Annotated in this window: 16 protein-coding genes and 1 tRNA gene; 2 read left to right on the forward strand and 15 right to left on the reverse strand. The window is 68.6% G+C overall.

Annotated elements, in window-relative coordinates:
• Nucleotides 1-22: 22 nt before the first annotated feature.
• The 5 genes from ROTAS13_RS03250 to ROTAS13_RS03270 form a co-directional block, all read right to left on the reverse strand.
• A complete protein-coding gene (locus tag ROTAS13_RS03250; protein ID WP_058389522.1) occupies nucleotides 23-550 on the reverse strand; it encodes a DUF421 domain-containing protein in 528 nt (175 codons plus the stop codon).
• Between the two features lie 67 nt (nucleotides 551-617).
• A complete protein-coding gene (locus ROTAS13_RS03255) occupies nucleotides 618-1,025 on the reverse strand; it encodes a hypothetical protein (RefSeq protein ID WP_126281845.1) in 408 nt (135 codons plus the stop codon).
• Nucleotides 1,026-1,192: 167 nt separating this feature from the next.
• Entirely contained in the window at nucleotides 1,193-2,557 is a 1,365-nt protein-coding gene (locus ROTAS13_RS03260; protein ID WP_083755380.1) for a chloride channel protein, read from the reverse strand.
• Between the two features lie 212 nt (nucleotides 2,558-2,769).
• Nucleotides 2,770-3,654: an RNA polymerase sigma factor RpoH gene (gene rpoH, locus ROTAS13_RS03265; protein WP_171979022.1), complete on the reverse strand. Its 885-nt coding sequence runs from the start codon at nucleotides 3,652-3,654 to the stop codon at nucleotides 2,770-2,772.
• A gap of 230 nt (nucleotides 3,655-3,884) precedes the next feature.
• Nucleotides 3,885-4,895, reverse strand: coding sequence for an RluA family pseudouridine synthase (locus ROTAS13_RS03270; RefSeq protein WP_058389521.1), 1,011 nt, complete (start codon nucleotides 4,893-4,895; stop codon nucleotides 3,885-3,887).
• On the opposite strand from ROTAS13_RS03270, the gene ROTAS13_RS03275 reads away from it, so the two are divergent.
• Together ROTAS13_RS03275 and ROTAS13_RS03280 are read left to right on the forward strand one after the other, a co-directional pair.
• Entirely contained in the window at nucleotides 4,864-5,142 is a 279-nt protein-coding gene (locus ROTAS13_RS03275) for a DUF6476 family protein (protein ID WP_019460117.1), read from the forward strand. The two genes, ROTAS13_RS03270 and ROTAS13_RS03275, sit on opposite strands and share 32 nt — an antisense overlap.
• Nucleotides 5,143-5,279: 137 nt before the next feature.
• A tRNA-Glu gene (locus ROTAS13_RS03280) sits at nucleotides 5,280-5,355 on the forward strand.
• Nucleotides 5,356-5,430: 75 nt separating this feature from the next.
• Here ROTAS13_RS03280 and ROTAS13_RS03285 read toward each other — a convergent pair.
• From ROTAS13_RS03285 to ROTAS13_RS26960, 10 genes are all read right to left on the reverse strand, one after another.
• The gene (locus ROTAS13_RS03285; protein ID WP_075821536.1) at nucleotides 5,431-5,982 is read right to left on the reverse strand and encodes a hypothetical protein; all 552 of its coding nucleotides are present in this window, start codon (nucleotides 5,980-5,982) and stop codon (nucleotides 5,431-5,433) included.
• A gap of 215 nt (nucleotides 5,983-6,197) precedes the next feature.
• Complete coding sequence (locus tag ROTAS13_RS03290) at nucleotides 6,198-6,911, reverse strand: hypothetical protein (protein WP_075821537.1); 714 nt, start codon at nucleotides 6,909-6,911, stop codon at nucleotides 6,198-6,200.
• A complete protein-coding gene (locus tag ROTAS13_RS03295) occupies nucleotides 6,911-8,896 on the reverse strand; it encodes a transglycosylase SLT domain-containing protein (RefSeq protein ID WP_075821538.1) in 1,986 nt (661 codons plus the stop codon). Before ROTAS13_RS03295 ends, ROTAS13_RS03290 begins: the two co-directional genes overlap by 1 nt.
• Nucleotides 8,897-8,949: 53 nt before the next feature.
• Entirely contained in the window at nucleotides 8,950-9,420 is a 471-nt protein-coding gene (locus tag ROTAS13_RS03300) for a hypothetical protein (protein ID WP_139323255.1), read from the reverse strand.
• 8 nt (nucleotides 9,421-9,428) lie between these two features.
• Nucleotides 9,429-9,989, reverse strand: coding sequence for a hypothetical protein (locus tag ROTAS13_RS03305; protein ID WP_027280208.1), 561 nt, complete (start codon nucleotides 9,987-9,989; stop codon nucleotides 9,429-9,431).
• A 10-nt stretch (nucleotides 9,990-9,999) separates the two neighbouring features.
• A complete protein-coding gene (locus ROTAS13_RS03310; protein ID WP_027280207.1) occupies nucleotides 10,000-10,305 on the reverse strand; it encodes a hypothetical protein in 306 nt (101 codons plus the stop codon).
• A gap of 60 nt (nucleotides 10,306-10,365) precedes the next feature.
• Complete coding sequence (locus ROTAS13_RS03315; RefSeq protein ID WP_139323256.1) at nucleotides 10,366-10,761, reverse strand: hypothetical protein; 396 nt, start codon at nucleotides 10,759-10,761, stop codon at nucleotides 10,366-10,368.
• Complete coding sequence (locus tag ROTAS13_RS03320) at nucleotides 10,758-11,069, reverse strand: hypothetical protein (protein WP_075821540.1); 312 nt, start codon at nucleotides 11,067-11,069, stop codon at nucleotides 10,758-10,760. Before ROTAS13_RS03320 ends, ROTAS13_RS03315 begins: the two co-directional genes overlap by 4 nt.
• 325 nt (nucleotides 11,070-11,394) lie before the next feature.
• A complete protein-coding gene (locus ROTAS13_RS03325; RefSeq protein WP_075821541.1) occupies nucleotides 11,395-13,386 on the reverse strand; it encodes a DUF927 domain-containing protein in 1,992 nt (663 codons plus the stop codon).
• Entirely contained in the window at nucleotides 13,386-13,550 is a 165-nt protein-coding gene (locus ROTAS13_RS26960; RefSeq protein ID WP_171979023.1) for a hypothetical protein, read from the reverse strand. The genes ROTAS13_RS03325 and ROTAS13_RS26960 overlap by 1 nt, the downstream gene beginning before the upstream one ends.
• Between the last annotated feature and the right edge of the window lie 268 nt (nucleotides 13,551-13,818).

Below are 13,818 nucleotides of genomic sequence, written 5' to 3' on the forward strand. Positions count from 1 at the left end.
CCGGGGATGTTCCGGGGACGCCTTACCCGGCTTCGTCGCGGACATCATGGATGCTGGCCAGGCTGCCGATCTCGCCATGCCCGCTGGCATCCCGGACGACGCTCAGGCTTCCATCCGTCTCCAGCACCACGGCGGCGACCTGCCGGGGCTCGGAAGCCCCGGAGCCGCGAAGGGCAGCCAGGACTTCCGCCTCGGTGATGCGCTGGGCGCGCATCGCCCCCCGGAGGAACTGCCCCCGGTGCAGCAGCAGGGTCGGCTCCGACTTCACCAGGTCGCTGAAGCCCTGAGACCGGACCGAAAGCCAGGCGACCACGTATTGCAGCCCGGCCAGGAGCACGAAGGCCAGCAGCCCCTCCATCAGGGCCACCGACTTGCTGAGCAGCACGGTGGCCAGGGTGGAGCCCAGTGCCACGGTGACGACCAGGTCGAAGGCGTTGAGCTTGGCCAGGGTGCGCTTGCCGAAGGTGCGCAGCAACACCACCAGGGCCAGGTAGGCGAGGGTTCCGACCACCAGGACCCGGAGCAGCCCGAACCAGCTATCGAAGAACATCAGGCCCCCATGGTCCGGGCCATGCCCGGCGTATGCTGGTGACGACACTGGCGCGCCCGGCCGCCCCTCACCGGACGGAACCCGCGCCGCGGCCGGGGATGACATCCCCGCGAGGCCGCAGGAACCGGACGGCCAGCAAGCCGGCGAGCACCGCCCCGAGCGTGTCCATGACGATGTCCAGGATGCTGTCGTGCTTGCCTTTGATGACATTGCCCGGCGCGAACTGGTCGAAGCCCCACTCGGCGACCTCCCACAGCGCCCCGATCGCGATCCCGACGCTGGCGAGAAGGAAGAAGGCCAGAACCGGCTGCGGCGGCGCCGCCCGGAGGAACCGGCCGAAGACGACGATGGCGAGCCAGAAGGTGATGGCGAGGATGGTGCAGCCGTGCAGCACGCGGTCGAACCACCAGAACGGCTGATACAGGTCGAAGGCATAGCCCGCGATGTTGGCGACCCCGGCCAGGATGAGCAGCATCCAGGCCGTCGCATATCCGGATGTGGCGATTCCCATTGTCGTGCTCCCGGGCGGCAGGCAGGTCTGCACCCCTTCGCCCGCCATGTCGAACCTCCGTGGCGGCGCCGGAGCCGGTCCGGCGTGCCTCCGGTGCGCCGGGACGCCCGGCACAGGCCCCCGCGGCCGCCTCAGCGGCGCTCCATCACGTTCAGGAAACGATGCGCCAGGGCGCCGTAGAGCGGGCGGCGGCAGATGAGGCGAGAGGCGCCGGTCGCGATAAAGGAAGTGGCCATCAGCGGGATGATCATGTTCTGCCCGTCGGTCATCTCCATGACGATGACGGCGGCGGTGATCGGCGCCTGCACCACGCCGGAGAAATAGGCGACCATGCCGAGCAGCACCATGGCGCCCAGCGGCGCGACCGGCAGGAACTCCGCCAGCGTGGCGCCGAAGCCGGCCCCCACCGAGAGGGAGGGCGCGAAGATGCCGCCGGGAATGCCGCTGCAATAGGACACCACCGTCGCCAGCAGCTTGGACACGAAATAGCTGGCCGGAAGGGTGGTCTCCCCCTCGATCAGCCCCCGCGCCTGGGCATAGCCCGTGCCATAGGTCAGGCCGCCGCTGGCCAGCCCGATCAGTGCCACCAGCAGCCCGCAGAGCGCGGCGAAGCCCACCGGATGGCGCGCCAGCAGGCGCCCGGCCAGCCCCGGCAGGCCGGCCGAGGCGCGCACCAGCATCCAGCTGAAGACGCCGCCGCAGAGCCCGCCCAGCACGGCGCAGAGCGGGACGGCGGCCCAGGCGGCGCCCATCGGCAGATCCACCTGGGTGACGCCGAAATAGGTGTAGTTCCCGACCAGGGCCAGGCTGACCACGCCGCCGATCACCACGGCGGTCAGGACATTGCCGCTGGTGCGGCCCTCATAGGAATGGCTGAGCTCCTCGATGGCGAAGACGATTCCCGCCAGCGGGGTGTTGAAGGCGGCCGCGACGCCGGCGGCACCACCCGCCAGCACCATGGCACGGTGGGTCTCGGGCCGGGGGAGGTGCAGCCGCTGGGCCAGCGCCTGCATGATCGAGGCGCCGACCTGCACGGTCGGCCCTTCGCGCCCGATCGAGCCGCCGCCAAGCAGGCCGAGCAGCGTGAGCAGGACCTTTCCCACCGCGATCCGCAACGAAAGGATCCGGGCGACGAGCCTCGGGTCGTCCATGTGCAGCGTGGCGATGACCTGGGGGATGCCGCTGCCCTGGGCGCCGGGAAAGACGGTGCGGGTCAGGTAGCTGGCCAGGGCGAAGCAGGCGGGCGAGACCACCAGCGCCAGCAGCGGCCAGTGCGTGACCAGGCGGTGGAAGCCCTCTCCCGCCCGATCGGCCAGGGCAGCGAAGGCGATGGCCACGAGGCCCACCAGCACGGCGCCGAGCCAGAAGACCATGCGGCGCAGCCAGAGGCGCGGCGACACCAGGGGGAGCCGCCGCAGCCGCCGGAAGCGCTGACGCCGCGGGCGAGGGGCGGTCCGGGCCTGCTCCGCTGTCTCCGACACCTCCAGCCGTTCCATGCACCCTATCCTTTCGTCCTCCCGATCTCCTTAGGCGAGATCGGGCGGCGCGGCAGCGGTTCAGGCCGCGGATCTGCTGCCGGGACAGGGGATGGCAGGCTGAAAGGAGCACCGGAATCGAGAACGGCGGGTTTCCCCGCCGTTCGCCACCCGATCATTCACATCCGGGCCGCTCGCGACAGGGGCCGGAGAGCCCCCGCCACGGCGATGGTTCAGGTGATGGCCAGACGCTGCTCGGCGATCTGGTTCTTCATCGACTTCTGCAGCTTCTCGAAGGCGCGGACCTCGATCTGGCGGACGCGCTCGCGCGAGATGTTGTACTGCTGCGAAAGCTCCTCCAGCGTGGTCGGCTCGTCCTTCAGCCGGCGCTCGATCAGGATATGGCGCTCACGCTCGTTCAGCGTCTTCAGCGCCGTGTCGAGCAGGTAGCGGCGGTTGGACATGTCCTCCCGGTCCGCGAGTTCGCTCTCCTGGCTCTCGCCCTCGTCCACCAGCCAGTCCTGCCACTCGCCCTCGCTGTCGGCGCGCACGGGCGCGTTCAGGCTCTGGTCGGAGGAGGCAAGGCGGCGGTTCATGGACATCACGTCCTGTTCCGGCACCTGCAGCACGCGGGAGATCTTCTCCACCTGCTCCGGCTGCAGGTCGCCTTCCTCCAACGCGGCCATCTGGCCCTTCAGCCGGCGCAGGTTGAAGAACAGCTTCTTCTGCGCGGCAGTGGTGCCCATCTTCACCAGAGACCAGGAGTGCAGGATGTATTCCTGGATCGCGGCGCGGATCCACCACATGGCATAGGTGGCGAGGCGGAAGCCACGGTCCGGGTCGAACCGCTTCACCGCCTGCATCATGCCGACGTTGCCTTCGCTGATCAGTTCGCCCACCGGCAAGCCGTAGCCGCGGTAGCCCATGGCGATCTTCGCGACGAGGCGGAGGTGGGAGGTGACGAGCTTGTGTGCGGCCCCTTCGTCCCCCTTGTCCTTCCAGCTCTTGGCGAGGTTGTACTCCTCCTCCGGCGCCAGCATCGGGAACTTGCGGATCTCCTGGAGGTAGCGGGAAAGATTGCCCTCGGGAGCCATTGGAATCATGGAAGTGGAAGCCATGTATGTACTCGCCTCCTCTCCGGTTTCAGGAGCCCCCGTGACGGCTGGCTCTGAGACCGCTGTGGAATGTGCCCATCCGTTGCCAGGCCCAGCGCGTCGCGGTCGCTCCGGTCACGTCGGAACATGTCTCCGCGACTAACGCCTCAAAGCGGCACCTGGCTGCGGCGGCGCAGCGAGTTTTTAGCGCGTTCGCCCTTTGTTTGCAAGAAAAACCGACTGTCACAGTCGGGTTACTCTCCGTCGCGCTTCAACACGTCCAGCAGGGCCGCCATGTCCGGCGGCAGGGGGGCGGAGAAGCTCAGCGCCTCCCCGGTCACGGGATGGCGGAAGCCCAGCGTGGCGGCGTGCAGGGCTTGCCGCGGAAAGGCCAGCAGGGCCTCCCGCGCCTCCGGGCCGAGCGACTTCGCCGAGGCCGGGGTGCGGCGGAGATAGACCGGGTCCCCCACCAGCGGATGGCCCTTGTGCGAGAGGTGGACCCGGATCTGGTGGGTCCGCCCGGTCGCCAGCCGGCAGCGGAGCAGGGCACAGGCGGCCGCCCAGGCCTGTTCCGTGGCATAGCGGGTGAGGGCGTGCTTGCCGTTCCGCGTGACCACGGCCATGCGCTTCCGGTCCATCGGATGGCGGCCGATATCGCCCTCGATCTCCCCCCTGCCGGGGGAGGGCAGGCCCCAGACCAGCGCCAGGTATTCCCGGTCCAGGTCGCGGGAAGCGAAGGCCTCCGACAGCGCATGGTGCGCTGCCTCGGACTTCGCCACCACCATCACGCCGCTGGTGTCCTTGTCCAGCCGGTGCACGATGCCCGGCCGCTTCTCGCCGCCGATGCCCGTCAGCTCCTCCCCGGCATGGGCCAGCAGGGCGTTCACCAGGGTGCCGTCCAGGTTGCCCGGCGCGGGATGCACGACCAGCCCGGCCGGCTTGTCCAGCACGATCAGGTGCGGGTCCTCGTACAGGATGGTGAGCGGGATCGCCTGGGCCTGCGGCGTCGCCGGCTCCGGTGGCGGGACATGCAGGATGTAGCGGGCCCCCGGCCGCACGGCCTCGGAAGGGTTGGCCACGGGCTGGCCGTCCCGCAGCGCCTCTCCGGCCTCGATCAGCGCCTTGACACGGGATCGGGACAATGCCCCTGACACCTCCGCCAGGACGCGGTCCAGGCGCTGCCCCGCCTGTTCCGGCGTGGCGATGAAATCCAGGGAAAGATCGGGGGTCTGATTGCGCGCGCTCAAGGTGCTCGTCATCGTCATGGGAGTTCTGATTGTCGCGGGCACCGTGGGGCTGATCGCGGTGATCGTCCAGCGCATGTCCGCCGCCACGCCATCCGCCCAGAGGATCGAGGGCGGGCTGGGACAGCCGGCGGGCACCCGCATCCGCGGCCTGGCCGGTGCGGGGGACCGGGTGGCGGTCTGGGTCGAAGGGCCGCAGGGCGAGCGCGTGCTGCTGCTGGACCCGCGTTCCGGCCGGGTGCTGGGCGAGCTGCGCCCCACGGAGTGAATCGGCCGGCCCTGCCCACGCCTGGAACGGTTTCCGCGTGAAGACCCACCCACGCGAGGCAGGGATGCAAATAAGCGGCCCGAGATGGCTTGATCCCCGGCAGAGGCTCCGATAGAAGCCACCTCACCGATGGCCACGTCCCCTTCGTCTAGAGGCCTAGGACACCGCCCTCTCACGGCGGCAACAGGGGTTCGAATCCCCTAGGGGACGCCATTCCGGCAGGTTTTCTGCCGGTTTGAGCCTCACCAAAGCGAACCACCCCACAATCACCCCCACACTTTGCAGGGGTTAGAACGTGGTGTGTTGTGCCTCCCCCACCAACTCCTGCCACTCCGCATCCGATAGCACCGGCTCGGTGAACCAGGGGTGCTCAGCCCAGGTCGTCAGGCCGCCAGGCGGCTCCTGCCTGTCGTCCGCCAGTTCCACAGCGCCCGCCCGGATCTGGGCCAGGATACTCTCCACCAGGGGACGCACCGTCTCGGGCGGCAGGTGGACCAGCAGCGGCAAGGCGATGTCGCCGGCGGTGCTGGGGCCGGCCAGGGTCGAGAGGTCCAGCACGTCGGGGTACAACTCGGCGTGCTGCTGCCGGGCCGCTGCGGACAAGCCGTGCTTGGCTGCGGACCTATCGGCGTTACCTGTCCGCAGTGTCCGCACGATCCGGGGCTTGAGGGTAGCGGGGTTCAGCCTGGAGCGGCCGGCGGCGGAGAGGCGGGCATTCGATGCCTCGACATCCACCTGACCACCGGAAAGCGTGAGATAGCCACGAGATTTCCAGTCGGTGACGGTCTTGCGGCTGACGTTGTGGAGCCGTGCGAACTCCGCCTGCGAACAGGTCGGCATGTTACCTCCGGGGGTCGTTACCCACATTTTGGGTTTTGCAGCTAGGGAAGACGCGGGGTCGCGAATTCCCCGCGTCCGGGGGAGGGGTCAGGAAGGACCCAGACCGGGGGGGCATGGGTGGGGTGCCCGGCCATGCGCCGGGCGCTTGTGTTGCCCTAGGGACACACCTACCCTCCCGGTCGGCGGGCAGATGTCTGGGAGGATCGTGGGGTTGCTCACGGGCGATTGCCCTTTCGCAAGGACACAGCGAGTGCCGTCAGCGCATCCGTCTCGTCCTGGATGGCGTCGATCAGGCCGGCGGGGACTGCTTCCAGGGCGGTGTGACCGATACCTGACCAGCCCCGCAGCGTGTCCAGGGATATGCCGCGGTTCCGGCTCACCACCTGTCGGAGCGTCTCCAGGTTGGCGGCGTCATCAGCCAGCATAGGCTCGAACGTGACAGGGGAACTGTCGCCCGGCCGGGGTGTGCAGGCGACGCAACCAGCGACGCCGCCGATGACACCCCCACGCTGCAGCAGGATCCGATCCGCTCCCGAGGCGATGGCATAGGCCGCGCCGAGGCAGACGTTCTTCACCACGGCCCAAATCGGCTTCGTGCCCTTCGCCGCGCTGATGGCGTCGCACAGCCCGGACAACTCCCCGAAATCGCCCCCCATACTCTCGACCAGGAGGGCGATGCCTCTCACCTGCGGATCGTGCAGGGCAGAGGCGAGGTGCTGCTGGATCTCGTCATGACCGGTGAGGTTGGCGACCTCGGGAAAGTCATCCCGTCGCGAGACGAGGAAGCCCATGACGGGAATGACGGCGACATCGCCGCACACCACCATGGGAAACCGGGGGGCCATCTGGCCCTCCGGCATCTTCTCCAGGCAGGACATGGCGAGCGGCGCATACTCGATCGGGATCGCCAGGGATCGAAGGTGCCGCATCAGCCCATCCCCCCATCCATCGCCCGTGCGACGCGGGTGCCATCTGGCGTCCTGGCGGTGGCGGTGGTGCCAGCCGGGAAGTTCCCCGCCAGCCGCACCGTCACATCCACAGGCACCCGCTGCGAGGTTTGCTGCGGCTTGCCGATCGGTCGGTCCGCGTCGCGGCCGTGAACGTAGCCCCCGCTCCCGGAGCCATTAGGCGGCATCAGCCGATCCAGGCTCTGGATGTAGCGCTGCGTTTCAAGCGGCATGCCCGAGGCGTCACCGCTCCTGGCGAAGTCGGCCACGCCCCGGCCTGCCGGGCCAGCATTGTAGGCCGCGGCAGCAGCACGCTGGTTGCCGTTGAACTGCTTCAGGAGCTTCTTCAGGTACAGCACGCCGCCGTGGATGTTCTCGTCCACATCGTTCGGATCGACGCCAAGTTCGCGAGCAGTACCGGGCATCAATTGCATCTGGCCAATGGCACCGGCTGGGCTGATCAGGTCCCTGCCACCGGCGCGACCGCCTTCGATCTTCGCGACGCTCACGGCGAGGTCGGCCGGCACGCCTTCCTTGGCCGCATCCTCACGGATCTTGCGCTCGATGTCCGGCTCTAGGGACGACACGCGCCTGCCGGAGCTTGGGAGGTCGTTGGCACGACGCAGCGCGGCTCCTGACGGGTATCCTCCATTCTGCGGCTGCGGCTTGGCGCGGGTGATGAAGATGGCCTCGAACTGACGCTGGAGCTTGATCATCGCTTCACCGACGGCATCGCCAGCAGACCAGACGCGACCTTTAGGTGCGCCCTCCTGTTCCTGCTGCTCCTTGGTCTTGTTCACCGCCAGATCGGGGAACAGGAAGCGCATGACGGGGCCGCGCTGGAACTCCTCGAACTTCTTCTCCCAGCGATTGTAGACGTCGAGGATGCCCTGGATCTCCGCCAGGAAGCTGTGCAAGCCTGGCAGCCCTTCGGAGACCGCCTTGCCGACATCGCCGACCGCCGTGCTGATGCTGGTGAAGGATGCTCCCAGCTCGCTCAGGCTGGCCTTCATCTGGTCCCAGCCGCCGTCATCGATCCAGTCTTTGAACTTCTTGTAGCCGTCCTTCACCGCGTCGGTGATCCAGGTGAAACCCGTCTTGATCGCCTTCGCCCAGGTGAGACGGTTGAGGCCGATGAAGTCTGCGAACTGCCGCATCAGGCCGGCAAGGGCAGGCGAGACGGTCTGAAAGATGCTGTCCCCGAGACCGGTGAAGGCCCAGCCCATCCTGCGCTGCGCATCCATGAAGCGCTCGGATGCCTTGACCCCGTCCTGACCGATGGTCGCCCCATAGCTTTCCGCGATCTTCTGCTGCTCGCGAAATGCCGCGGAGCCTTTGCGCAGCACGGGGATCAGGCTCTCAGGCAGACCAAGATACGCCGCAAAGCGCGCCTGCATCTTCGGATCGGTGAGGCGAGCCATCGCGTCGGCAATGCTATCGAACATCTCGGCGCCGGACTTGGCGCTGCCGTTGGCACGCTGGATGCCGATGCCGAACTGATTGAAGATCATCAGCGCATCGTTGTTCCGGCCACCCAGCGCGTCAGCCGCTGCGTCGCCCAGGATCTTCAGGCCCGACGTCAGATCCTCGGCGGACGAGCCCATGGCTTCCGCGGCGGCCTGCATCCCGGTCAGGTTCCGGGCGGTCGTCTCGGTGCGGTAGGCTGTCCGACCGATCGCGGCACCGAATTGCGCCCAGCGTCCCGTCGCGGCGACCACGCCGGCAACAGAGGCGGCCCCCGTGACCGCACCCATCGCAGGTACGAGCCTCTCGAAGCTCCGGCTGGTCTCCCTGACCTGCTGCGCCACGCGACTGAAGCCGCTCGACCCGATCGACCGGAACTGATCCCCGAGCTTCGAGAACTGGCCGCCGACGACTTTCGCGTTCAGCCCGATGCGCGTGAGGGCGGCGCTTGCGTCGTCCTTGGCCGTGATGCGGACCTGGAGGGCGGTTGCGGATCCGGACATGGGTTATCCCTCCCTCAACAAGGATCGGTGCGCCGAATGTTCTGCGGAGAGCATCACGGCGCCTCCCAATCGAAGCGATCCGAGAAGGCGCCAACGCTGTCGGCCGCCGTCTGGATGATGCGGACCTGCCCGCGACGATAAGCGCCTTGCCCGCGTTCCTGCCTGTCCCGCTCGGCATCCCGCTCCATGGCTTGCGCCTGGTCCAGCTCGATTGCCTCCTCAAGGGCGCGCCGCTGGGCAGCAGCGATGGCCATGGCGGCCTGGACGCCTTGCAGCGGCGGGCTGTTGCCGATGATGAAGGCCGGCCCTGTCGGCTCTGCGGCGGCGTCGGCAGGCTTCACCGTGCCGCTGCGCATGCCGACCACCTTGCGCCGATGGTAGAGCCGCTCGGCTTCCGCCAGCGTCACACGTAGCTGATCGCCACCGTAGAGGGTCAACGGCGGCATGCCCGCGATGCCGCTGGGGTGCGGGTCCAGCACGACCCTCTCGCCCGGAGCCACAGTGACCGTGACGATCTCGTTCATGGGGTCGCTCACAGGTCTTCCTCCGTCAGTTCCCAGTTCGGGAAGAGCTGGCGGGGGAGCGTGTCGGGCATCGCCGGCACCGTGACGCCGAGGGGGCCGGCTGCCATCACCTCGCTGCGGCGGTAGCTGTCGTCTACCTGGCTCAGGTAGCTCTGCCGGGCGGCGGCGGCGGCGTCCTGCAGCCGGAGGCCCTTGCCGATAAGCTTGCGGATGGTGGCCAGATCCTTTTTCCAGGCTTCCAGAGCGGCGACCGCGTCGGCGACAGGCTTCACGGCCTCCCGCAGTTCGGCGAGCGCTTCCTGGCCCGACGCCGTGCGCCAGTCCTGTTCCATGGCCGGCAGGAGGGCCTCGATCCGGTCCGCGTCGAGACGTGCCTCGGTGGCGGCGCTGGAAGCCTGCAGGATGTCCGTGGCTTCCAGGGTCAGGAGGCCGTTGCGTCGCGTCTGCTCCAGCTCGCCGGCCCGCTGCAGCAGACTGGCTCGCAGATCCTGGGCGTGGGTGATGGCGTCGCGCAGCGTGGCCGCGTCGGCGCCTTTCGGGTGAAGGGCGAGGATTTCCGCGAGGGTCATGGTGCTGGCCTCAGCTCACTCGACCGCGGGCGATATCGCCGGCTCGCAGGATCTGCGCCGCAGCGCTGCCGTCGCTGAGGTGGGCGAAGCGGCTCTCGCTCACATCGCCGGCCGCGAGACGCAGGATAGAGATCGCTTCCCCGGCCGACATGCCGGTGTTGGCCGCGAGGTGGATGGCCTGGGCTCGATTGGTGCTGGCCTCGCTGGAGCCGAGGATCGCCTGCCAGCGGGCACGCTCGGCCGCTGCGCCGGACTTGTAGGCGGCCCGATAGACCTCGTTGGCCGCGGTGGTCTTGGTGGGGGTGCTGGAAGACACTGCAATCTCTCCTCTGATTTGGAGAGAATGCAGTGCAGGACTACAAACTCGGAGACTTAACTATTTGAATTTCCAAGGTGATCGCTTGTTGCAGAAGACATTGAAGAGCTGCTCCGAGCCGAGCGTCTTACCCTTCAGCGCACGCAGGACCGCATGCAGAGCCACATGCCGTGGTGACGATGTGTCCGGCAGTGCCGACAGATCCTTCTCCCATCGTCCTGGACCATCAAGGTACTGCACCAGCGCCTGCTCCATCTGCTTCGCAGACTGCCGCAAGTCGCCGGGGAAGAACTGGTGTCGCACCTGCCGGATCAGTGCGTCCCGCTGCTCGTAGCGCCGGGCCCGGACCTTCCAACGTGGCTCCAGCTGCTGGGACAGTAACCGCACGTCCTCGGCCGTCAGCACATGGCCTGGGCGGAGGATGCGATCCAACTGAGCCGCTTCCTCCTGGCTCATCCCTGCCGCTCCTCCCGTTCCTCGGGCCGCAGGTGATCCCCCGGGTGACACCGCCAGCAGCGCCAGCCGGTCGGGTTCCGGGCCTCCTGCCACCAGCGGGTGCCGCCGCAGCAGGAACAGGCCTCGACCCTGGGTGGCCTAGCCTGGCTGGGCTGCGGCTCCTGCACCTGCCGATGGGCGTAGAACCCCCGCAGCAACCCGGCGGCCAGCGGATCGCGGCCGGCTGGAGGTGCGGCCTCCGCCGGTGCCGCGTAGTGCTGGGCTAGGGCCAGGGCCTCCGGGGCGTCGTGCTGCCCCTCACCGTTCAAGCGTCGGAGACCGGCCTCGCGTTCCTCCGAAGTCAGGCCCCAGGCAGACGAAACGCGGTTTTCCAACAGGACTTTATGATTTTCACGGGTTCCAGGGGTTCCACGGGTTCCAACCTCCGAAAACTGGCGGAAATCTGCCGTTTTTTGCGTGTCACCCGTGGAACCCACGCCGGGTTCCGCACGGGTTCCACGGGTTCCACTCTCACTACGGGTTCCAGGGGTGACATTCGCACCCGCACTGCCAAGCTGAGCGTGGTCGCGCTCCATCTCGGCCGCATCACGGGCGATACGCGCAGCGCGGGCGTTCGCGAACCGACGGGCAGCCTCACTCATCCTCGCCCTCCAGGATCTTGCCGCTGATCACGTAGACCCTCAGCCGTCCGTGCCCCGGGATGCGCTCTGACGCCGCCCGGTGTCGTTCGGTCGAACCCAGCAGGAACCCCTCGGCGGCCAGCGTGTCGGCGGACCGCTTCGGATCCAGCCCGCGGCACACCTCGTTCCGCCAGACTTCCGGGAGAACCAGATACTCCCATCCGTCGCCGTCCTTCCGCCGGAACCCGGCCCGGTTGACCGTGCGAGGGTCAATACCGGTGTCGATGCCGCCACCGACCAGCTCGAAGCGGCTGGCGCCGTGTGCCTCGATGAAGGCCCGCACCTGCGACACGGCCTGGGCGTCCTCGCCCGATCCACTGCCGCCGCGCTCCGCGAGCCACACCTGGAAGCATGCCGCCGCAGCCCGCATGGCCTCGCCCGCCTGCCAGGGGAGGACCCCGTACATCTGCGCCAACTCGCCGGCGGCGCCGATCAGGGCGAACCTACCGGCCACGCTGCGGACCTGCCCGTCGGCATCAGCCGCCACATTTTTTGCGACGAAGGCTGCCCGCTCATCCGCGATCCAACTCCGCAACGCCTCCGGATCCTCTGCCCGGTCCTTGGCCAGCTTCGCCAGGAAAGCCCGCGCCGCGGTGCCGTAGTGGGTCCGGGCCGCGTCGCGCAGGTGGTTGGCCAGCGCGGCCGGGTTCGGCAGGTCGTGGAGCTGCTGGAACACGCCCATGCCTGCCCCGGCATCGGCCGGCAGGTTCACCAGCCGCACTTCCAGCCCGGCCATGGTCTTCTTGCCGGCATCGGCCATCTTCGCGGCCAGCGTCACCTCGCCGGTGCTGAGAAAGAGGGTGCGCCAGGTCTTGCGTTCGCGGGCATCGCCGTTGCGGTTGGCCCGGGCTTTGCCGCTGTTATTCGCCAGCGTGTAGATGATGGACCCGATTTCCTGAGCGTGGGCCTGCCCCATCTCGTCCAGGATCAGCACCGTGTCGGAGGTCTCGGCCGCCACGCCCTCCAGGCCGTTGCTGGTGGCACGCCATTGCCGGACCTGCCCGTCCCGGTCACCGCGACCCCACACGCTGCCGGCAACGAAGGCGGCGGTGGATTTGCCGGACTGGCTCTTGCCGATCAGGTGCAGCCCGCCGCTGGGCTCGCTGGCGATGTCCAGGAGAGGACCCACGAAGGCGGCGGAGAGGAACAGCGCCAGCCGGTCGTTGCCCTCAGCATAGTGCGCGACCTGCTGTTGCCAGTCCTCCAGGCTCCCCGCCGGCGTGAAGCTCGCCCCGCTCCCGGTACGCTCGTTCTGCAACACCACCCGCCCGGCATTCGGCCCGAAGGCCTCGCCGCCCGGCAGCACGAAGACGGGCTTGCCGCCCTCCTGGTGCCAGCCGGTGTGCGGGACGGTGGTGACGCGGGCGTCCGTCTCCGCTTCGGCAATGGCCTGGCGCAGCAGCAGGCGTGCATTCGGCCGGCCGCTGATCCGCAGCCCCTGGTCCGCGAGCGCTGCCTCCAGGACCCCGGGATCCGAGACCAGCAGCCGATCGTGCAGCACGAAGATCTGGCGGTTCCTGTCCCGGTCGAACCAGGTCATGTAGCGCCCCCAGCCGGTGCCGGTGGCGGTGCGCGTCTCGCCCAGGATCTGGAAGGGCGCGCAGACCAGTTCGGGCTCCGCGTCCTCGTCTCCGCCCATGAAGACGAGGCCGCGCTCCTCCATCCGGAAACCGGGCGGCCAGATCACCGCGCCGGGTGCCTGCCGTTGCCGCTCGCGCTCCGCCTCCTGTCGCTTGCGGGTGACCTGTTGGCGCAGGGCTTTCACCTCCCGCTCCAGATCCTTGACCGGCATGTTGAGCCGGCTGGCCGCCGCGCGGCGCTGCTGGGCGAACTCTGCCCGCGAGAGCTTCGCCAGCCGTGCCAGTTCCAGCGCGAGATCATCGGCACCAGAAGCCGAGGCGTTCTCCGCCCCGTCCATATCCGGCGGCATCTGCGATCCGTCCATCACCGGCTGCCCTCCATGCTCGGTTGCGTGCCGGTGTCCTCGCGGTGCTTCACGGCCCAGGCGGCGATCGCCGCGCCTTCGCCCTTGGGCTTGCCGGCGCGTTGCAGCGCCTCATCCACCACGCGGATCACCTCGCTTTCCGTCAGCAGGCCGGAGCGGACCAAGCGGGCAAGGCCCCAGCTCTCTGAGACGGCGGTGGGGTGCCGGCTGTCCACGGCGGCAGAGGCGATGTTCAGGGCCGCCGAGGCCAGCGCCCGGGTGGCATACCGGTTGCCGCCCTCCGCGCTGACGCGTCGCGGCGGGGGCTGTCAATCGGCACTGAATTGGGACCCCAGATCGGCACGCAAAAGGGACCCTCTTGTGAGGTGTGTTGAGGGGGCGTTCAGGCGCGGTTCTTGAATCGCCAACTATCGTTGCCGGTCTCGACGATGT

This window comes from Roseomonas sp. TAS13 (assembly GCF_001950415.1).
GTDB lineage: Bacteria > Pseudomonadota > Alphaproteobacteria > Acetobacterales > Acetobacteraceae > Roseomonas > Roseomonas mucosa.